Here is a 20399-nt window from a genome sequence, read left to right as displayed (position 1 = left end):
GTGACACCTAGATGTAAATACCTTGTTAAATAAAAAGCAAAGAGATTTACTCAGGTAAGACCAGTAGAAACTTCTTTAAAGTAGCGAAGGAGCTGAATTTTCGGCGATGAGTGGCAACGTATGCCGTAAATGGTGCAACTTTGCAGCGCTGAATGCAGGATGCCAAATATTGAAAAGGGGAGCCTTGCTCCCCCTTCTGTTACTCAAGCCAGCGGTTACGCCAACCAGCAGTTACGCCAGCCACTGTTGCAGCTGGCGGGCCATGCCAACTGGCAGCAAGTGAGCGCGACTCAACAAGCGGCTACGCCAGGGCTCGGCCAGCAAGGTGGGGCAAATTCGCATCTCCCGTCCCCGGTCAGCCACGCGCACCAACCTGTCGATAAGAGTTTCCAGCGGCGGATACGCCGGCCAGTGGGGATAGAGGTCGGCAGTCGCGATCCCGACCAGCTCGCACACCCGCTCTTCTTCCTCATCTCCCTTCTCATCAGCCATTGGCCAGGGGTGAAGAACATGCAGCCAGCCCGGCCGAGCCACCTCCAGCAACTGGCCCAGCGTCGGCTGCGCAAAATGAGGATCCCCTGCGGCTTTGAGCAGATGGCGCGCCCCTGCCAGCACCACCACGCCGCGCGGGGGAAGTGTTAGAAGATAGTCGGCCAGCGCCTGATCCCGCCCCCTGTTGTGTTGCTGCCAGCGCTCCGAGCTCATCTCCTGCCACTCGAATAAGGGCTCGCAGAGATGCACCCGCAGCCGCACATGTTCGGGGCGCGCCAGATTGCTCTGGCGCAGGGCCGCGAATAGGGCCGGAAACTCGGGGGCCATCCAGGCGGGAAAAGCACAGGAGTCGAGCCAGACCGGATAGAGCCGTGCCAGCGTCAGCGGCTCCCCCTGCCAGCTCTCCTCACCCGCCAGCCAGGCATCGAGCAACCCCTGATAGCGGCGGTTGCCGCACTCCAGTACCAGATCGGTCATGACTCCCCAGAGCGCAGGATCGCAGAGCCAGGCGTGCTGGCGCCGGATAAAATCCGGGTGCCAGTGCGGCTCTCCCAGCCCTACCAGCTTGCCCGCCAGCAAGGCTTCCCGGATAGCGGCAACCGGGGTCATGCGCCCCCCTCCTGCCGGATGTGCGGCTGTTGCCCGACCCCATCGGCCCGCTCACAAATAAAAGCGCCGATCTTTGCCAGCCAGTCGGGATGCACCATCTCCTGATGCAGGCAGGGGAAGCGCTCATAGCGGATTTTGCCTTCTGTCAGCGGCTCCCAACCGCGTCCATCCAGCCAGGGCTGGCGGGAGGCCGACGCCTCGATAAAGATCACCTCCCCGTGGTAGCAGTAGTCGACCGGCTGGCGGATCAGCCGGTTGTTGTGGCCCACCAGCTCAATCATGGCGCTCACCACCTGCTCGTCGAGCATGGCCAACGCACTCCCCTCTGCCCCCAGCCGTGCCACCACCTCGTCGCGGGTGAGGGAATCGAGCGCATCGTCCGCAACCGCAATCCCCCCCATCCGCAGCAACGCATCGAGCATCCGCTGCTCGTCGGGCAACGGCTGGGTTTGCCACTGCTGGCAGGGGTAGGCGTCGAGCAGCAGCACCATGGCCACCTCCTGTCCCTGCTCTTGCAACATGGCGGCCATCCGGTGCACCAGCATACCCCCGAGGGACCAGCCGAGCAGCCAGTAGGGCCCCTCACTCTGCTGACGACGCAGCTCGGTCACATAGTCGAGAGCCAGCTCGTCGAAGCTGGCAGGCAGCGGGGCATCCGGCTGGCAGAGCGCCCGCGCCTGCAGGGCATAGACGGCCATGTCGGCCGGCAGATGGGGCACCAGCGGCGCATAACACCAGCCGAGCCCCCCTGCGGGGTGGACGCAAAAGAGGGTGGGGCCTGATGTACCCGCCTGCGCACCGGGCGCCCGCAGGGGCAACAGCATGGGCATTGCCTCCCGTTCGCCGCCAAGACGGCGCGCCAGCTGGGCGGGGCTCGGCGCTTCGAACAGGCTGGCCAGAGTGAGCGCCTGTCCGGTCGACTCTTCAATGCGCACCACCAGCTGCGCCGCCAGCAGCGAGTGGCCTCCGAGGGCAAAGAAATTATCGTCGGCGCCGACCCGCGCCAGCGCAAGTACCTCGGCGAAGAGGCGACAGAGCCGCTCCTCCAGCAGGGTTTTCGGTAGTGACTGACCCACCGCCGACGCCATATCGGGCAGCGGCAGCCCCTTGCGATCCAGCTTGCCATTGGGGGTGAGCGGCAGCTCGGCCAGAGTAACCAACAGTCCCGGCACCATGTAGTCGGGCAGCGCGGCGCCAAGGGCGGGTGCCAACTCGGCCAACGTCAACTCTCTGCTATCTGCGGCCACCACGTAGGCCACCAGACGGCGATCGCCGGGGGCAAATTCGGGGGCCAGCACCACCGCTTGCGCCACCCGGGGATGGCGCATCAGCACCTGCTCTATCTCCTCCAGTTCGATGCGTTGACCACGGATCTTCACCTGAAAATCGAGGCGCCCCAGATACTCGATGGCGCCATCCTCGCGCCAGGCGGCCAGATCGCCGCTGCGATAGAGCCGTCCCGCCCCGAAGGGGTTGGCAATAAAGCGCTCGGAGGTGAGCTCGGGCTGGCCAAAGTAGCCCTCCGCCACCTGCACGCCGCCGATCCAGAGCTCCCCCGCCACACCGGGGGGCACCGGCTGCAACCAGGGGTCGAGAATGTGGATGCTGGTATTCCAGACCGGATAGCCGATGGGCACGCTGGTCACAGCCTCGTCTGCTCGGCAGGGATACCAGGTGACATCCACCGCCGCTTCGGTCGGGCCATAGAGGTTGTGCAGGGGGGCTGAAAATGTTCCATACCAGCGTTGCACCAGATCGGCGGGCAGCGCCTCGCCGGAGCAGAAGACCTGGCGCAGGGCGCGGCAACGCGCAGGCTCGGCTTGTGCGACGAAGATCTGCAGCATGGAGGGGACAAAGTGCAAGGTGGTGATCCCGGCCTGCTCAATCAGCTCGGCAAGATAGGCGGGATCCTTGTGGCCGCCCGGTTTGGCGAGCACCAGCCGCGCCCCTGTCATAAAGGGCCAAAAAAACTCCCAGATGGAGACATCGAAACCGGCCGGGGTCTTTTGCAGCACCCGATCCGCCGGACCGATGGGATACATGTGCTGCATCCAGAGCAGCCGGTTGACGATGGCGCCATGGCTCACCACTACCCCTTTGGGCCGACCGGTCGAACCGGATGTGTAGATGATATAGGCCGCATCTTCTGGCCCGGGGGCTGGCAGATCACAAGGTGCTGTCGTTGCCAACTCTACTGCCGCCAGCTGCTCTGCCACACCGGGGGCATCGAGGCAGACAAGTGGTACGGCCACATCGAGCGACATCTGAAGCGTATGGCTGGTCAGCACCAGCGCAGGATTGCTGCTGGCGAGAATGTAGCCGATCCGCTCCGCCGGGTAGTCCGGATCAACGGGCACGTAGACCGCTCCCACCGCCATGATGGCCTGCTGGGCGAGAATAAGCTCGGGAGAGCGCGGGATCACTACCGCCACCCGACAACCGGGGCCCACGCCCCTTCCCGCCAGATAGCTGGCCAACTGGCGGGTTCGCTGGCGCAGCTCGGCCACACTCCAGCGCTCGGCGCCACACTCCAGCGCGATGGCGCTCTGATCTGCCGCCGCTAGCCCCTCGGCCAGCAGTGCACTCAGGGTGGTAGTCGGCAACGGATAGTCGGTCTGGTTCCAGCGCGCCAGCTCAGCCTGCTCACAGGGCAGCAGTAGCGGCAAACGCACCGCTTCGGCCTCGTCATCCGCCTCACTCCAGGCGGCCAGATAGGCCAGCAGCCGGGCCAGATGACGTTCACTCTCCTGTTGGCTGAAGCGCCCCTGATGTGCTTCGAGGGTCAGGGTCATCGCGCCTGCCTCCTCGGCAAAGTAGAAGGCGCACTCCTCCACCGGCCCCGCCGCCAGCACCTGCACCTCGCCACGAACCTGGTTGTGTCCTTCACCAAAGCTGAGGGTTCGGGCAAAGGGCATCAGATTGACCTGAGGGCCAAACAGCGGCTGGCCCGGCTGACGCTGTTGCAACCACTCCTGACGGCAGCCCTGATGGCGGCGCAGGGCGGCAAATTGCCGCTCGACCTGTGCCAGCAACTCTCCTACCCGGCTGGTGCCGCTCAGCTCAATGCGCAGGGGCACCACATTGACCTTCATGCAGGGAGTATCGGCCGCCGCTGAGCCCAGCCGCCCCATCAGCGGAATACCCAGCACCACCTCGCCAGCGCCGCTCATTCGCTGCACATAGCTGGCCACTGCCGCCAGCAGCAAGCTGTAGGGGTGACAGGCCGAGCGACTCGCCCGTGCCACCAATGCCTGCCACTGGCGGCCTGCCAGCCGCTGTTCGAAACGATAAGTGGGACCTGGCCCTTGCGCCGGACGGCGGGAGAGCGACGCGGGGTTCTCCACCCCGGCCAGCTGCTGCACGAAGAAATCGCGATCCCGCGCGGCGCGAGGCGAATCCTGATAGGCCGCCTCCTCGGCCAACAACTCCTGCTGAGTCGCATAACGGCAGGGGGCAGGCTGTTCGCCCGCACAAAGCGCCTCATACCAGCTCACCACCCGCTGGCAGAGCAAACTCAGGCCAAAGCCGTCGATGGCGATATGGTGCACGGCGATAAACCAGGCCCACCGCCCCTCGCCAAGGTGATAGAGGGTAGTGGCAAACAGCGGCCCCCCGGCCAGATTGAAGGGAACGGCCAGCTGCGCACGCATCTCGGCCTGCGCGGCCGCGAGCGGGTCGGCTTCGCTGCGCAGATCCCGCTCTGCAAGCTGCCAGCAGGCGGGGTTGGCCACCATTTGCGGGCCATCGGCGGTGGCCACAAAGGCGCAGTGCAGACCGGGGATCTCGTCGATGGTCTGGCGCACCGCGCGGGTGAAGTGATGGGGAGCCAGCGCCCCCTCCAGCAGCCAGTACTCGCCGGTATTGCAGGCAGGGCTCTGCGGGTATTTTTGCTGGGCAAACCAGATGCCCGCCTGAGCGATGGTAAGTGGCCAGCGCGGGTGCTCACCACGCTGGTGGGTGGCGCGCATCGCCATTGTCTGTTCCATGGGAATGTCCTTGCGCAAACATCGAGCGGGCAGCGGCTTGCTCCTGCCCGCATGGCTGAAAAGCGAGGAGGCCTGGCCTCCTCCATAAAGAGAGTGTCACGCCTGCCAGATCGGCAGCGCGCGGGCTAGACCCCCAGGGTGGCACCGCCATCGACCACCAGATCCTGCAGGGTGATATGGCTGGCGGCATCGGAGGCGAGAAACAGCACGCAGGCAGCCACCTCGTCGGGTGTCCCGAGCTTGCCAAGAGGGATCCCCAGCTTGAACTGCCCGGGCAGGCCCGCGATGGTACGCAGCTCTCCTTCCTGCTGCGCCGCCTCCCCCTCCTGCCACATGCCGTACAGCATGGGGGTGCGGGTCGAGCCCGGCGACACCAGATTGCAGCGCACGCCGTAGGGAGCAAGCTCCAACCCCGCCGTTTGGGTGAGGCTGGTCAGCGCCGCCTTGGAGGCGCCATAGATGCCCATCCCCACTCGTGGCACCCGACCGGCATTGGAGGAGACATTGACGATGGCGCCCCTGCGCCGTCTCTGAAACCAGGGGGTCAGGGCCCGCATCAGGTAGAAGGGGGCGAAAGTGTTGATGGCGAAGGTGCGCTGCAAAAGAGCGTCATCCACCTCATCGATCCTGCCGGTCGCCAGTACGCCAGCGACATTGACCAGCACATCGGGCCCCAGCCCTTCGTCCAGCAGCTGTTCGCAGCAGCGGGTCACGGCCTCGCTGTCGCTGACATCGATCACCACTCCCTTCACGTTGCCGGGCAGCGCCTCGACCAGTTGCAAATCGAACGCCACCACGCTGGCCCCTGCCTCGGCAAAGGTGCGCGCCACCGCATGGCCAATTCCCTGTGCCGCACCGGTTACCCAGACGGTTCTGCCTTGCCACTCGCTCATGGGGTGCACTCCGGTTCGCTGACGTGCTCTTCGTTGACCTGATAAGCCGTGTCCTGACTGACATTCAGCTGACGGGAGAGGAGCGCCCACCAATGGGCCAGGGTCGGCGTGCGGGCCAGCTCGGCCAGCTCCACCACCACTCCCTGCTGGCGCCACTCCTCCACCAGCCCCATCACAGCCAGCGAATCGAGACCATAGTCGAGCAGGTTGTCATCCTCGGTGGGCTGCTCATGCTGCATCTCGGCGGGTAGCCGCGCCAACACCTGAGCACGCAGCGACTCCCGAGTCAGGGGGCGTTTGCTGGCCGCCATCACCTCGGCCACGGTAATCACCCGACCTGCATTGCGGCTGACGTAGGAGAGCGCCAGCAGATGATCTTCGCGGGAAAAGTCGGCGATGGCATCAGCCACCAGGAAGGGGCGAATATCGCGCATAAAGGCATCGACCGCCGTCTGCATCACCCCGATATGGCCGTAGATGCCGCAGATCACCAGCTGATCCCGCCCCCATTCGGCCATCAGCTCGGCCAGCGGTGAACGGCAAAAAGCGCTGTAGCGCCACTTGGTCAGCACCGTATCCTGCGGCTCGGGTGCCAGCGCCGGAACGATTGGTTGGCGCTCCGGCGCCTGGGTCAACCCGGGCCCCCACATGTCGTTGAGCAGCGCCCGATCGGCCTGACTCTGCTCGGCGGGCTGGGCGGTATAGACCACCGGCATGCCAAGAGCTCGCGCCTGACGGATCAGGGTGGCGATATGGTCGATGACCTGATTGATCAGCGGATTGTCCGGCCCGTAGAAGTCGACGAAATAGTGCTGCATATCGTGGACCAGCAAGGCTGCGCGGCCCGGTTCGAAGGGCCAGTTCACCCGCCCGGTGGGCAGCTCCTCGGCGGTAGGCAGCGGATAGGCGGCGAGGGATTGAATGGTCATGCACACTCCTTGGCGAGCTGCTCGCGCAGCGTCTGTTTGTCTATCTTGCCGACCGGGGTGTGGGGCAGTTGCTCCACCAGCACCAGGCGATCGGGCAGTTTGTAATCGGCCACCCCCTGCTCGCGCAGGAAACGGCGCAAGCGGGGCAAATTGAGGGGCTCGCGGCACATCAAAAAGGCGCAGCTGCGCTCCCCGAGCATGGGATCAGGCATGGCGACCAGCGCTGCCTGCCGCACCTCCGGGTGGGTCAGCAACAGCTCTTCAATCTCGAGGGCGTCGATCTTCTCTCCGCCCCGGTTGATCTGATCCTTGTTGCGTCCCACCACCATCAGATGGCCACCGGGCAAGCGGCAGACCAGATCGCCGGTGCAGTAGAAACCGTCCCGGTCGAAGGCACGCTGATTGTGGGCATCAGCCTTGAAGTAGCCGCGAAAGGTGTAGGGGCCACGCGTCCAGAGCTCGCCGCACTCGCCATCGGGCAAGGGGCGCCCGTCGCTGCCTCGCACCTCCACCTCGTCACCCGGGCTCATTGGACGGCCCTGGGTATTGACGATGTGCCACTGGTCATCCTCGATGCGGGTGTAGTTGACCAGCCCCTCGGCCATGCCGAACACCTGCTGCAAGCGGCAGCCAAGGCTGCTCGCCACCGTATCGGCATGAGCCGGGCTGAGGCGCGCCCCTCCCACCTGCACACACTCCAGGGAGGTCTGCGGATAGTGGCTGGCTGCCTCCAGCCAGAGCGCCAGAGCCGGTGGCACCAGTGCCGCCCAGTTGACCTGATGGCGCTGCACCAGCGGCAGACAGGTTGCAGCAGAGGGATCCTTTGCCAGCACCACGCAGCCACCGGCATAAAACACTCCGAGTGCGCCGGGGGAGCTCAGGGGAAAGTTGTGGGGCGCCGGCAGGGCGCAGAGATAGATCACCCGCTCATCCCAACCACACACCGCCACGCTCTGGCGCACGCTGTAGCCATAATCATCATGGGTACGGGGGATCAGTTTGGGGGTGCCGGTGCTGCCGCCGGAGAGCTGGAAAAAGGCGACCTGATCGGCCGGAGTCGGTGCAGGTGTTGGCGCAGCAGCCACCTGCACAGAACCATCAGTACTAGCCATCAATTCAGGCCGACGCCATGCAAATCCAGACTGAAGATCACCCCCTTCAGCCTGCTCGAACAGCTGTGTCTGGCAGGAAGGAGATACCAGCTCATCAAGGGCCGCGAGGCTCCCCGCTTCACCGGCAAAGCCGGGATGGGAGGGGCTGAGTACCAGCAAGGCGGGCTCAATCTGGCGGGCAAAGGCCACCAGCTCACGCCGCTGATGGCTGTAGAGGGCATGCACCGCCACTACGCCGCAGCGGATCAGGGCAAACCAGCAGATATAGAACTCGGCGCAGTTGGGCAACTGCACCAGCGCTGTATCGCCGTGGCCCAGCCCGCGCGCCGCCAGCCGCGCCGCCAGCGCATCAACCTCACGCTTTAACTGGCCATAACTGAGGGTTCGCTCGCCGCAGATCAGGGCCGTGCGCTCGGGATACCGTTCGGCAGATTCATCGAGCAGGGCGGTGAGCGGTTGTCCGCGCCACCACCCTTGTGCCCGGTAGTGGGCAGCCAGCTCGGCGGGCCAGGGGGTAAAGGGCACCAACGGCTTCATGCGGTTACCTCCGGCTCCCGGCTCTCGAGGCCAAACGCCCGCAGCATGGTGCCAAGCTTGGCGGCGGTCTCCTGCCACTCCGCTTCCGGCGAAGAGCCCACCACCACCCCGGCGCCGGCATAGAGCCGCAGTTGCCGGCCAGCCAGCACACCACAGCGGATGGTGACCACCCACTCACCATTGCCATCGGCATCCATCCAACCGACGGCGCCACAGTAGAAGCGGCGATCGTACCCCTCGAGCCGGGCGATGGCCTGACGTGCTGCCGAGAGCGGCGTGCCGCATACCGCCGGTGTCGGGTGCAGCGCCAGCGCCAGAGCCAGCACGGGAGAGGGTTCATGGAGCCGCCCAGCAATGCGGGTCGAGAGGTGCCACATGGTAGGAGTGGCGATCACCTGAGGCTCAATGGGGACGTCCAGCTCGCGGCAGAAGGGAGCGAGGGCCTCAGCGACCGCATCGGCCACCAGCGCATGTTCATAGCGATCCTTCTGGGCACCCAGCAGTTCGGCACTGGCCGCCGGTTGATCAGGAAAAGCGTGGCGCGGACGGGAACCCGCCAGCGGATTGCTCACCACCGCCATCTCGCTGCGCGATATCAGCAGCTCGGGGCTGGCGCCAAGCAGGGTCTCCCCCTCCGGCAGCGGGATCTGGAACACATAGGCGCCCGGATTCTGGGCCAACAGAGAGCCATAGGCGTGTGCGGGGGAGGTCTGCTCTGCGCTCTTCACATCAATGGCGCGCGACAGTACCACCTTCTCGAGTTGCCCCTCGCTGAACTGCTGCAACGCTGCCCGTACCGCCCCCTGATAGTGGGCAGAGCCGGTCACTTCGCTCACCTCGCCATGGAGCTGGCAACAGCGGGCGGGTAACAACGCATCCCGTTTGACCCACTGTGATTGCGCCGGGATCACCAGATGCCAGGGGGATTGGGTATCAAACGGGATGGCGCCGATGGCGATGGGATTGGCCATCCCCTGCTGGCGCAACTGACGCAGATGGGCGAGCAGCTTCTCCGGTGGGATGCCGGTAAAACTGTCGTGGATACCGGAAGCGACCAGCACCCTGTCACCGCTGGCAAAACAGCACACTTTATCCAGCCCGGCAGTTGCTGCGGGCCACTCTCCTTCCAGTGCATGGTCACACATGACGGTGCTACTCCTTGGAATGAATCACTGCCTGATACGACTTAATGTGAGTCATTTGACTCACCAGATATCAGGGTGAACGGCATCCTAACAAGGAGCGACAAAGCGATCAATACAAATGAGAATCAATTTCATTAACTTCTTTTTAGTCAAAAGAGGGTGACGAACGAAACTGAGCTTCGCCGATAAAAAAGAGTTGCGATCGGAGCAAATTCAACTTGATAATGATAACGCTTATCATTTGAATATTATGGAAGATGTAAATAATGAAATCCTCAACCTCCCGTTTTATTGCTCCCAGCCTGCTGGCCACCACCATCGTCACTCTGCTGACCCAGCAAGCCATCGCCGCCAGCAACACCCCTCAAGCCGATGAGGTGATCACCGTCACCACCACGGCGCACAATACCCGCTCGGCCCCCGCCTCCATCTCGGTTATCAGTGCCGAGCAGATCAAGGCCGCACCGGTCAATGACCTTGCCGACCTGCTGCGCCACGAAGTAGGCATCCAGGCCGAGACCGACACCAATGGCCGCAGCGATATCGGCATTCGCGGCATGTCCGGCAAGTACACCCTAGTGCTGGTGGATGGCAAACGCCTCTCCTCCTCCAATGCCCTGTGGCGCGGCGGCAACTTCGACAACACTCCCGTGCCCCTTGGCATGATCCAGCGGGTCGAGGTGATCCGTGGCCCCATGTCGGCACTTTACGGCTCCGATGCCATCGGTGGTGTCATCAACATCATCACCAAACAGCCGGGCAAAACCTGGCAAGGGGCGGCCGATGCCGACTTCAAGGCCATCGAAGGCAAGGATGGCGGCGATCAGCACAGAACCAACCTGGGCTTTACCGGCCCGCTGACCGACAACCTGCTGATCCAGATGAACGGCGAGGTTTATGACCGTCAAGCCTGGACCCCCACCGAAGCTGCTGACGACATCCCCCTTATCGAAGCCAAACAGACCCGCAACTTCGCCTCTACCCTCAGCTGGCTGGTGGATGAGCAGCAGCGCTTCGAACTGGATTACCTCTACAACCAGGATGAGCGGCCTCTCGATATCTTCCGCAAAACCGGCAACAAGGTGCACAGCCGCCAGCAGCAAAACGATCGCAACCTGTTTGGTCTGACCCACAAGGGGAACTGGAGCTGGGGTGACACCACCGTCATGGCCAACTACGAGACCTCCCAGATCGACGACTTCAACACCAGCTACTCTGCCCCACAGCAGCGGGAGCTGGAAGAGAACACCTTGACCCTCAAGGGCTATACCAACCTGGCGCTGGCCAACCACTACCTGACCCTGGGTGGTGAATATCTGGATCGGGAGCTGGTGGATGCGGTGAGCTACAAGGATATCGGCGGCAAGGAGAGTCACTCCCAGGAGGCGCTGTTCGCTCAGGACGAGATCGGCCTGACCGACAGCCTGACCTTCACGCTGGGCGGCCGTTACGATCACCACGAGATCTACGGCAGCCACTTCACCCCGCGCGGCTATCTGGTCTATGAGATGAACGATGTGGTGACCGTCAAGGGCGGGGTCAGCCAGGCCTTCAAGGCTCCGGCACCACACCAGTACTCCAACGGCTACAGCATCGAGAGCTGCGGCGGCAGCTGCCGCATCTATGGCAGCGACAAGGTCAAGCCGGAAACCAGCACCAACTACGAGCTGGGAGTCATCGCAGGAGAAGGGATCTGGGAGACCAGCGCCACCCTGTTCTACTCCGACATCGACGACATGCTCACCTTCAAGCAGTTGCCGAACTCCACTGACCGCACCTGGTACAACCTGGAGAAAGCCACCACCAAGGGGCTGGAACTGACCGGCAAGCTCGATCTGACCGACGATATCAACCTCGGCGCCAACTACACCTACCTCAAGGCTGAAGGCGATCAGGGTCAGGCACTGCCCGAGCGGCCTGAGCACAAGGCCAATGCCAAGATCACCTGGCAGGCCACCGAGCGGGTAAATGCCTTTGTCGGCACCACCTACACAGGCACCCAGTTTGCCGAGCAGACCGTCAACAAGGTTGTCGTACTGCACAAGCTGCCCAGCTATCAGACCTTCGATCTCGGCACCGGCTTCAAGGTCACCGAGAACTTTGACCTGCGACTGGGGATCAACAACCTGACCGACGTGCGCCTGCAAGAGAAAGACACCGTCTTCCAGAACGTCGAACCGGGTCGCAGCTACTACGTCAGCGGCTCAGCCCGCTTCTAAGGTAGCCAAGGCCGATATAACAGAGCGCGGGCCCATGCCCGCGCTCTGTTAACCAAGAGAATAAGGGGAAGATCCCCACTGGACAGCAAAGAGCATGCAGATTTCCATTTGTCATCAGGATCGCTCATGTTCACCTCACTTCTGAATGCTTCACCCCTTGCCACCCTGCCCACCCCTGACGAGATGTTAAAGGCAAGACCCTGTCCGGCACGGCTCGCTCGCCAGATCGCTCGCAGCCGCCAGCAAGCCTGCCATATTCTGCAGGGAGAGGATGATCGCCTGCTGCTGGTGATCGGCCCCTGCTCCATTCACGATCCGGCAGCCGCCCGCGACTATGGTGGCCGGCTCGCTGAACTGCAGGGCCAATACGGGGAGCAGCTGCAACTGGTGATGCGCACCTATTTCGAAAAGCCGCGCACGACGCTCGGCTGGAAAGGATTTATCTTCGATCCCGACCTCGATGGCAGCGATCAACTGGAAAAGGGACTAACCCAGGCCCGGGAGTTACTGTTGGCACTTGGACAGGAAGGGCTCGCCTGTGCCACCGAATTTCTCGATCTCACCAGCATGCTCTATCTGGGGGATCTCATCAGCTGGGGCGCCATCGGTGCCCGCACCACCGAATCCCAGCTCCACCGCCAGCTGGCCTCGGCCCTTCCCTGCCCCATCGGTTTTAAAAACGGCACCGATGGCAATATCCGGATCGCAGTCGAGGCGATCCTCGCCAGCCGGGCGGCCCACCTCTATACCCAGCCTTCCGGTGATGGCCAGCTGGCACTGGTGCGCAGCCATGGCAACCCCGACTGCCACCTGATCCTGCGCGGTGGCCGCCAGCCCAACTATCAGAGCTGTCATGTGGCAGAGGCTGGCGACTTGCTGCGCCAGCAGCATCTCTCACCCCAGCTGATGATCGATTGCAGCCACGGCAACAGCCAGAAACAACATGCCCACCAGCTGCTGGTTGCCCGTGACATTGCCGACCAGCTGGGTGCTGGTAGCCATGCCATCGCCGCCATCATGGTGGAAAGTTTTATTTGCGAAGGGCGTCAGGAGATTGGCAGCAAACCGCTGCGCTACGGCCAGTCGATCACCGATAGCTGCATCGGCTGGGAACAGACAAGGCAACTGCTCGATATGGTGGCAGAAGGGGTGGAGGCGCGCCGTCAGCAGCGGGTCGCCCTGGCGGGATAAATAGCGGATTATTCAGATAACGCAGAAAAGAGTGTGGCCCCAATGGGGCCACACTGTTGTTCACTATCTGACGCTCGTCAGGCGACTGACTCACGCTCAACCAGCTGGGCTTCAAATTTGAGCGCCAGGCCGTCCACCGGCTTGTGATCGAGCAGACGCAGCGCCAGCTCGGCAGCGCGGCTGCCCATCTCCTCGATGGGGTAGCGCACCGTGGTGAGCTTGGGATAGATGTAGCGGGCGTAGGGGATATCGTCGAACCCCACCACCGAGACCTGCTGCGGGATCTTGTAACCCCGCTCCAGCAGGCAAGAGATGGCGCCGGCCACCATGCCGTCATTGAAACCGAGCACGGCGGTGAACTCGACACCGCGCGCCAGCAGTTCGCTCATCGCCACATAGCCGCCATTTTCGTCGGCATAGGCGCGGCTGACGAGAGCAGGATCAAAGGCGATCCCGGCTCTGGCCAGGGTCTGGGTGTAACCGGCCATCCGCTGCTGACCATCGACAAACTCTTCATCATCGGAGGTGATAAAGGCGATGTTACGATGACCGGCATCCAGCAAGTGCTGGCACGCGGTGGTGATCCCCGCCTGGTTATCGAGCCAGACGCAGCGATCCTCAAAGCCCGGCACCTGACGGTTGATAAACACGATGGGGGTAGAGCCTGCCGCCAGCTCGCTCAGCTCCTCGTCCGGGAGCGCCTTGCTGTGGAGGATCAGCGCATCGCACTGGCGCTGCAGCAGCGCCTGAATGGCGTGACGCTCGCGCGCGATATCGTGGTTGCCAGACATGACGATGGTGAACTTGTTGGCCTGATCGACCATGGTTTCGATGCCACGCATCATCTGGGCAAAGAAGGGGCCGCCGCAGAGGTCGCCAACCAGCACGCCAATGCAGTTGGAACGCTTGCTGACCAGTGCCTGGGCAAAACTGTTGGGTCGAAAATTCAGTTCCTTCATGGCCGCCAGTACGGCCTCACGCTTTTCCGGTGCTACCTGTGCCGTGTTGTTGATAACACGCGACACGGTGGAGATAGACACATTTGCCAGCTGAGAAACGTCTTTAATCGTTGCCACTATCCATTCCTTTATTGTGGGGGAACCTGTCGGTGCCGACGCCCGAGTATACCCTGCGGCCTGATGCAATTCCCGGAGCCAGGTCACCAGGCATGTTTCCTTTGGTAACAAAACCTTACCCGATGATACCCGGCAGCAGGGAAATTTGAAAACAGGGGCCGGCTGGCGGCCCCCGACTCAATAGGCGTGATTGAGCTCCCGCTCTGACATGAAGCGCAGCGGCTGCTGCAGCTTGTGCTGATAAATGAGATCGAACGACAACACGTTTTGCACGTAGTTGCGGGTCTCCTTGTAGGGAATACTCTCGACCCACACGTCCATCGGCTTGTTGTCACTCTGCTCTCGCCAGCGTTTTACCCGTCCCGGCCCGGCGTTGTAGGCGGCCGCCGCCAGGATCCGGTTGCCGTCATAGACATCCAGCAAGCGCTTGAGATAGGCGCTCCCCAGACGAATATTCATCGTCGGATCAAACAGTTGCTGCTCGTTGCGATAGGGCACCCCCAGCTTGCCGGCAGTCTCTTTGGCAGTAGCAGGCATCAACTGCATCAGACCGCGCGCCCCCACCGGCGACTGGGCCAGCGGATAGAGGGCACTCTCCTGACGGGAGATGGCATAGAGCAGGCTGGTGTTCATGGTGCGCTCTTGCGCCATCTGGGAGAAGGTGCGCTTGAGCGGCAGCGGGAAGCGCAGGTCCAGGGCATCCCACGCTTCGGCGCGAATGCTGGCGAGAATGGCCAACTCGTGCCAGCCCTGATTGAGGGCGATATGACCAAACTCGATGCGCTGGGCCACCGGATTGCGATCCATGTTGTGGATCCACTCCGAGCGGGCCGCCGCAATCTCGTTCATCGACAGCAGCTCGCGTACCCGCAACAGGAAGGGCCAGCGCTGACTGGCCGTGCGCCAGTCCGGTACATGCTTGACGCTCTGGTTCTTGATGCGATAAGGCACCCCGGTGCGCTGGGCGGCCATGAAACCGTAGAAACCGCGCAGGTTGGCAGTCTCCAGATAGAGATCCCGCGCCGGTTTTTGCTGCCCCTGCACCTCAAGGGAGCGCGCCATCCAGTAGCGCCAGCGATCCTCTTTCTGACGGGCCATCGGCATCATCTTCACCCAGCCGGAGAGGCCACGCCAATCCTGCTCCCAGATGGCCAGTCGCGCCCGAAGCTCGGTGATGTCGGGATCCGCCAGCTTTTTCACCGTGCTGTCGACCCAGCTGCGCTGGGCAATGGAGCGATCCAGCAGCAGGCGGCGGGCAATGGCACGCTCTACCGGTTTCACCTCGGCCTGGGTCAGGCCGAAACGGCTGCGAAACAGCGCAAGCTGGCGCAGCACCGACTCCGGCTCCTGATTAGCATAGCGGGTCAAACCGAGGGAGAGCAGCTTGCGGGAATAGGGATTGCTGCTGAAATAGGCCGGGTTCATCGCCTTGGCTGGCTGCTCGAACAGGGTCACCATCTGATCGCCATAGCTCTGCAAGCCGCTACCCAGGGTCGCGCCAAGGTGGCGGATCAGATTGGGGTTTTCCGCCTCGAACGCCAGCGTCATCCGCTGCCAGATCTTCTCCTGGGTTCGCTGACCGGATGCCTGCCACAGCTGGAACAGCGGTGAGCAGGCATCGGGGCGCGATTGGCCGCTCATCCAGATCTTGCCCGCCCCCTGCAACGCCTCTTTCGGCTTGCCGGTGTAATAGAGCGCCTGATAGTGCATGCAGAGCAGATCGGTGGAGCTCGGCTTGGCCGGATAGAAGCGCAGGAACTGCGACCACTGCTGGCTCTGGGCCAGATAGGTCAGATAACTGCGCTCCAGCCTGTTGGACTGGGGGGTATCTCCATGCTGGCGGATAAAGCGGGTCACATCGTTGTAATCCGCCGCCCCCGGACGAAAGGCGAGCTGATAGTAATCGAGGTAAGGGAGCAGGGGGTAATGGGTCAAACGGGCACGAATTTGCTGGAAACGGGCCTGATCATTGGCCCGTACGGCGTCATACGCCTGACGGTAGAGCGTCTGGTCGGCAGTCTGCGCCATCAGGGTCGGCACAAACAGCGCCGACAAAACAATTCCCCATACAGCTTTCACTGAACATCTCCATTGAGGGCAATACACCGCCCGGTGGCGGTGGGTCTACTGCCTCTCATTCTACCCGTTGCCGGGCAGCGCTACAGCGGGGAGCAGGGACTATTTTTCTGCCTCGCTCAGCTGCATTTCACGCAGTTGCTCCGGTCTGGTCAGCCGCTGTACATATTTCTCCAGATAGGGCACCGGCAGCGGCTTGGAGGCGAGATAGCCCTGATAAAAACTGCACCCCTGCGCCTTGAGAAACTCCAGTTGCTGACGGGATTCCACCCCTTCCGCCGTGACGTTAAAGCCCATATGGCGCGCCATGGCGATCACCGCCTCGACGATGGCCATGTTGTCGCCATCTTTCGGGATGTCCTGGATGAAGGAGCGGTCGATCTTGAGCTCATCGGCAGGCAGCCGCTTGAGGTAGCTCAGAGAGGAGTAACCGGCGCCAAAATCGTCGATGGCAAAGCTGATGCCGAGCTCCTTGAGCTCGGTCATCTTGCTGATGGTGTCCTCGGCATGACCCAGCACCACGGACTCGGTGATCTCCAGATTGAGGCAGGCCGGATCCATGCCGGTTTGCGCCAGCACATCGTGGATCCGCTCGACAAAGTCGGTGGCATGGAACTGCTTGGCACTGACGTTGACCGAGATCTGCGGAATGTGGATGCCGTTCTCCTCCCACAGCACATACTGGGCGCACGCCTCGTGCAACACCCAGTTGCCGATATCGACAATCAGGTCCGTCTCCTCGGCGATGGGAATAAACTCGGCCGGTGAGACCAGCGAGCGACCGGCCGGCTGCCAGCGAATGAGCGCCTCGACACCGATGATATCGCCGCCATCGACCATATGCTGGGGCTGATAGTAGAGGGTCAGCTCTTGCTGGCTGAGGGCGTTACGCAATTCGTTGTGAATGAGCAGACGGCGATCCGCCTGCTGCTGCATCGAGGCATCGAAGAAGCGACGGGTCTTGCGGCCAGCGGACTTGGCCTGATACATGGCGGTATCTGCCTGCTTGAGCAGATCATCGACCCCCTGCTCCCGATCCGGAAACAGGGTAATACCAACGCTGGCGCCGATGTGCAGCACTTGCCCCACATAGGTATAAGGAGCGGCAATCTCGGTGATAAGCCGTTCGGCAATGATATCGGCCTGCATCTCAGCCTGGGGCGGGCTGGCCGAGAGCGATGGCAGCAACAGAACAAACTCGTCACCACCGAGGCGGGCCAGACAATCCCCCTGTCGCACCAACCGTTTGAGACGGGCGGCGACCTCCTTGAGCAGCCAGTCACCGGTGGCGTGGCCGAGGGAGTCGTTGATGGTCTTGAAGTGATCGAGATCGATAAAGAGCAGGGCGCCAATCAAGCCATCGCGGGTCGCCTCGTTGAAGGTCTGCACCAGAGTCTCGTGGAGCTGACGGCGATTGGGCAATCCGGTCAGCTCGTCGTAATAGGCGAGATCCTGAATGCGTCGCTCGGCCGCCTTGCGCTCGGAGATATCCTCGAAGCAGATGACAAAGTGGCTGATCACCCCCTTCTCGTCCTGCACCGGCGTCACTATCTCCCACTGGGGATAGGTGTGACCATCGACATGGCGACGCTGGGTCTCCCCCTGCCAGCGGCTGAGGGTATTGAGCTCGTAACCGAGCCCACCCAGATTTGGCCAGAGATCCTCTTCCAGATGCAGGCCCAGCACCGACTGGCTGTCAAAGCCGGTGATCTGGCTGAAGGCGTTGTTGACCCGCAGGATCTTGAACCCCGGATCCGTGATGATGATCCCTTCGTGGGTCTCGAATGCAACGGCAGAGAGGCGCATCTGGGCATCTGATTGCAGGCGCTCCAGCTCGGCCACCATCCGTACCGAAAAGGTATTGAGTACCGAGGTGAGGTTGCTGGTATCTGCCGGAGCCGAATAGAGCAGCGCCAGATGGCCCAGAAGTTGGCCTCTGGCATCAAACAGCGGCTGACCGTAGTAAGTCTGCCCGGCCGCCAGCCAGGGTTGATACTCCTGCGACTGGTCGATCACCTCGAAACAGATGGCCCCTTGCTTGTAGAGCTCCTGACAGGGGGATCCCGCCAGCGGATAATCCTTCTGCGCCAGCCCGTCGGCGGCCAGCACTTTGACCCGGTCGGCACCGCACAACTCACCCACCCAGACCGCATCCACCTTGAGGATATGGGCCAACTGGCTGACCAGGGTATTGAAGAAATCGAGCCCGGTGCGGGCAGAGAGCGCCTGCGCCAACTGGGTGAGCAGGGTGGTTTGCAGCAACGGCAAAGAGAGATTGAGGGAGGAGACCGCACTGTTGGCGGTATCAAGAGGGGCCAGCCAGCCACAGCAGATCTGCTGGGTGGGCACAAACTGGCCGCTCCAGAGCACATGGTTGAGCTGCCCCTGATCATCTTTCAGATGACCGATGAACTGCTCAGGCAGATGTGATTCATGAAGCCGGACAAGAAAGTCGGCAAAGCCTGCCTCATCTTCCGGTAACAGGCGAGCGGCCCAGGGATGATTGCCCTCCCCTTGCCACTGCTGGTAGGCCTCCTGATCAGAGAGACTCCACTGATCATGTTGCCGATCGAAAACCCACATGACTTGCGTGGCCTGCTGCTTCATTTACCACTCCAACACAACAACCAACCACGTTTGATGTCCAATCAGGCATAGCAACGCCCCCTGCATCCGCTCATGAGATCAGAGGTTGCGAGGGAAGAGTACAAACATGCGATATCAAGCAGTGGAAACCGGACATGAGGTCGACACGAAGTGCTGCCAAGAAGGGACAGAAACGATCCTATTCCCGTCATACTGCCTGCCAGTTTCATGGAGCTCAAGCTGTTTTTGGCACGAAACCGGAAAAGATCACAATTTATAAGTTGCTGAATAGCCAAGGGAATGTTATGTGACATGGATCACATTTCAATCTTTACCAATGAGTAATCTGAAGGTGAAGACACAAGCAAGACGACCCGAAGGGGGCCAATATGAAAATCGAAATTACCAGCAAAATCATCGACATCACCCCGGCTATCCGCGAGCGCATCGAATCCCGTTTTGAAAAGCTCGAACGTCTTCAGGTGCCTCTCATCACACCCCATGTGATTGTTTCCAAAGAGCGTCTGATGTTCACTGTCGAAGCCAGTGCTGGCATCCCCAACGGCAAACTGTTTGCCCAGGCAGAGCATGAGGATCTCTACGCCGCCATCAACGAACTGGGGCAAAAACTGGAGCGCCAACTCAACCGTCACACCGAAAAGCCGATTGCCCGTCGCGCCAATGCCGCGCTCAAAGAACAGCCGCAACCGGATGAAGCTGACGCTTGATAGCATGCCGCAAGGCTAAAAATTCCAAAGAGCATAAAGGCGGGGTTACCCGCCTTTTTGTTGCCTGTGATTTTCCGACAAGCATCGCGTTACACCAGTGAACAGGCGCCATCAACTGAGCCAGTGCAACCGGGTATCCACCCCCTCTTGCAAACGATCGAGGATCGGCAGCAATACCAGCGGATCCTCCTGCCTCGGCACATCGGCCAGCTTTCCTTGCAACCGCTCCCGCGCCAGCGGTGACAGGTTGTCGTAGACAGCCTCATCCAGCAAGGATTGCTTGACCGCCAGCGGCGGCGTTTGCAGCGCCAGCCAGAGCCGCACATCCACCATGCTTCCCCCCTTTTGCAACCGCTCATTGATGGCACTGCAGTCACTCCCAGCTCCTTCAGCCACCAGCACCTCTGCCGGTCTCAGGTCAAAGTGCATACGCCAGTCACGGCTCTGGGAAGTCGCCGCCGGTTTGGCATCAAACCAGGGCTGCTCCTCCACCGCGTCGGTCAGCAGGGCCAGATGCAACCGGAAATCCGCCCGATCCCCATGCTGCAGGTCACGGTTGAGGCGCTGCCCCAACTGGCCCTCATCGACGAGCAGGTGATTACGGATTGAACTGGGCAGCATGAGATAACTCTCGAAAATGGCGATTTCACTGGTTATCGGCCACAAATCCAATTCTTTTAATGGAAAAATCCTGCTTGGGGGTTCACAAAACCGGAAGATCTGTTAGTATGCGCCTCGCACTTGTGGAGGGGTTCCCGAGCGGCCAAAGGGATCAGACTGTAAATCTGACGGCTCTGCCTTCGAAGGTTCGAATCCTTCT

General features: G+C 61.9%; 13 protein-coding genes. 3 read left to right on the top strand and 10 right to left on the bottom strand.

Going from position 1 to position 20399, the window contains the following annotated elements:
- Positions 1–231: 231 nt before the first annotated feature.
- The 6 genes from G5179_RS13705 to G5179_RS13680 form a co-directional block, all read right to left on the bottom strand.
- The gene (locus tag G5179_RS13705; RefSeq protein ID WP_421258553.1) at positions 232–1101 is read right to left on the bottom strand and encodes a hypothetical protein; all 870 of its coding nucleotides are present in this window, start codon (positions 1099–1101) and stop codon (positions 232–234) included.
- A complete protein-coding gene (locus G5179_RS13700) occupies positions 1098–5087 on the bottom strand; it encodes an amino acid adenylation domain-containing protein (RefSeq protein WP_421258552.1) in 3990 nt (1329 codons plus the stop codon). The genes G5179_RS13705 and G5179_RS13700 overlap by 4 nt, the downstream gene beginning before the upstream one ends.
- A 125-nt stretch (positions 5088–5212) precedes the next feature.
- Positions 5213–5980, bottom strand: a complete 768-nt coding sequence (gene dhbA / locus G5179_RS13695; protein WP_317113709.1) for a 2,3-dihydro-2,3-dihydroxybenzoate dehydrogenase — start codon at positions 5978–5980, stop codon at positions 5213–5215.
- A complete protein-coding gene (locus G5179_RS13690) occupies positions 5977–6909 on the bottom strand; it encodes an isochorismatase family protein (RefSeq protein ID WP_204379577.1) in 933 nt (310 codons plus the stop codon). Before G5179_RS13690 ends, dhbA begins: the two co-directional genes overlap by 4 nt.
- Positions 6906–8558, bottom strand: a complete 1653-nt coding sequence (locus G5179_RS13685) for a (2,3-dihydroxybenzoyl)adenylate synthase (protein ID WP_421258551.1) — start codon at positions 8556–8558, stop codon at positions 6906–6908. The genes G5179_RS13690 and G5179_RS13685 overlap by 4 nt, the downstream gene beginning before the upstream one ends.
- Entirely contained in the window at positions 8555–9703 is a 1149-nt protein-coding gene (locus G5179_RS13680; protein WP_236293803.1) for an isochorismate synthase, read from the bottom strand. The genes G5179_RS13685 and G5179_RS13680 overlap by 4 nt, the downstream gene beginning before the upstream one ends.
- Before the next feature lie 266 nt (positions 9704–9969).
- Here G5179_RS13680 and G5179_RS13675 point away from each other — a divergent pair, with 266 nt between their 5' ends.
- Complete coding sequence (locus G5179_RS13675; protein WP_421173098.1) at positions 9970–11922, top strand: TonB-dependent receptor domain-containing protein; 1953 nt, start codon at positions 9970–9972, stop codon at positions 11920–11922.
- A 126-nt stretch (positions 11923–12048) separates the two neighbouring features.
- A complete protein-coding gene (locus G5179_RS13670) occupies positions 12049–13113 on the top strand; it encodes a 3-deoxy-7-phosphoheptulonate synthase (RefSeq protein WP_421173099.1) in 1065 nt (354 codons plus the stop codon).
- 77 nt (positions 13114–13190) lie between these two features.
- Here the strand turns inward: G5179_RS13670 and G5179_RS13665 are convergent, their stop codons facing one another.
- From G5179_RS13665 to G5179_RS13655, 3 genes are all read right to left on the bottom strand, one after another.
- Positions 13191–14189 (bottom strand): LacI family DNA-binding transcriptional regulator, encoded by a 999-nt coding sequence (locus G5179_RS13665; protein ID WP_069527099.1) that lies wholly within the window; start codon positions 14187–14189, stop codon positions 13191–13193.
- Positions 14190–14366: 177 nt separating this feature from the next.
- Positions 14367–16268: a transglycosylase SLT domain-containing protein gene (locus G5179_RS13660; RefSeq protein WP_040066126.1), complete on the bottom strand. Its 1902-nt coding sequence runs from the start codon at positions 16266–16268 to the stop codon at positions 14367–14369.
- Between the two features lie 99 nt (positions 16269–16367).
- On the bottom strand, positions 16368–18872 hold the full coding sequence (locus G5179_RS13655) for a putative bifunctional diguanylate cyclase/phosphodiesterase (RefSeq protein ID WP_421258550.1): 2505 nt from the start codon (positions 18870–18872) through the stop codon (positions 16368–16370).
- 368 nt (positions 18873–19240) lie between these two features.
- Between G5179_RS13655 and hpf the strand changes: the two genes are divergently transcribed.
- Positions 19241–19579: a ribosome hibernation-promoting factor, HPF/YfiA family gene (gene hpf, locus G5179_RS13650; protein WP_005334257.1), complete on the top strand. Its 339-nt coding sequence runs from the start codon at positions 19241–19243 to the stop codon at positions 19577–19579.
- A gap of 111 nt (positions 19580–19690) precedes the next feature.
- Here the strand turns inward: hpf and G5179_RS13645 are convergent, their stop codons facing one another.
- Positions 19691–20200: a VC2046/SO_2500 family protein gene (locus G5179_RS13645; protein WP_421258549.1), complete on the bottom strand. Its 510-nt coding sequence runs from the start codon at positions 20198–20200 to the stop codon at positions 19691–19693.
- Between the last annotated feature and the right edge of the window lie 199 nt (positions 20201–20399).

The organism is Aeromonas sp. 600886, from assembly GCF_049174935.1.
Taxonomy (GTDB): Bacteria; Pseudomonadota; Gammaproteobacteria; order Enterobacterales; family Aeromonadaceae; genus Aeromonas; species Aeromonas veronii_A.
This window is presented reverse-complemented; position numbering and strand designations above follow the sequence as displayed.

What these genes read in the sequence shown, in the direction of transcription:
- G5179_RS13705 (WP_421258553.1), bottom strand. Translation starts at nt 1,101, where the DNA reads ATGACCCCGGTTGCCGCTATCCGGGAAGCCTTGCTGGCGGGCAAGCTG.
- G5179_RS13700 (WP_421258552.1), bottom strand. Translation starts at nt 5,087, where the DNA reads ATGGAACAGACAATGGCGATGCGCGCCACCCACCAGCGTGGTGAGCAC.
- dhbA (WP_317113709.1), bottom strand. Translation starts at nt 5,980, where the DNA reads ATGAGCGAGTGGCAAGGCAGAACCGTCTGGGTAACCGGTGCGGCACAG.
- G5179_RS13690 (WP_204379577.1), bottom strand. Translation starts at nt 6,909, where the DNA reads ATGACCATTCAATCCCTCGCCGCCTATCCGCTGCCTACCGCCGAGGAG.
- G5179_RS13685 (WP_421258551.1), bottom strand. Translation starts at nt 8,558, where the DNA reads ATGAAGCCGTTGGTGCCCTTTACCCCCTGGCCCGCCGAGCTGGCTGCC.
- G5179_RS13680 (WP_236293803.1), bottom strand. Translation starts at nt 9,703, where the DNA reads ATGTGTGACCATGCACTGGAAGGAGAGTGGCCCGCAGCAACTGCCGGG.
- G5179_RS13675 (WP_421173098.1), top strand. Translation starts at nt 9,970, where the DNA reads ATGAAATCCTCAACCTCCCGTTTTATTGCTCCCAGCCTGCTGGCCACC.
- G5179_RS13670 (WP_421173099.1), top strand. Translation starts at nt 12,049, where the DNA reads ATGTTCACCTCACTTCTGAATGCTTCACCCCTTGCCACCCTGCCCACC.
- G5179_RS13655 (WP_421258550.1), bottom strand. Translation starts at nt 18,872, where the DNA reads ATGAAGCAGCAGGCCACGCAAGTCATGTGGGTTTTCGATCGGCAACAT.
- hpf (WP_005334257.1), top strand. Translation starts at nt 19,241, where the DNA reads ATGAAAATCGAAATTACCAGCAAAATCATCGACATCACCCCGGCTATC.
- G5179_RS13645 (WP_421258549.1), bottom strand. Translation starts at nt 20,200, where the DNA reads ATGCTGCCCAGTTCAATCCGTAATCACCTGCTCGTCGATGAGGGCCAG.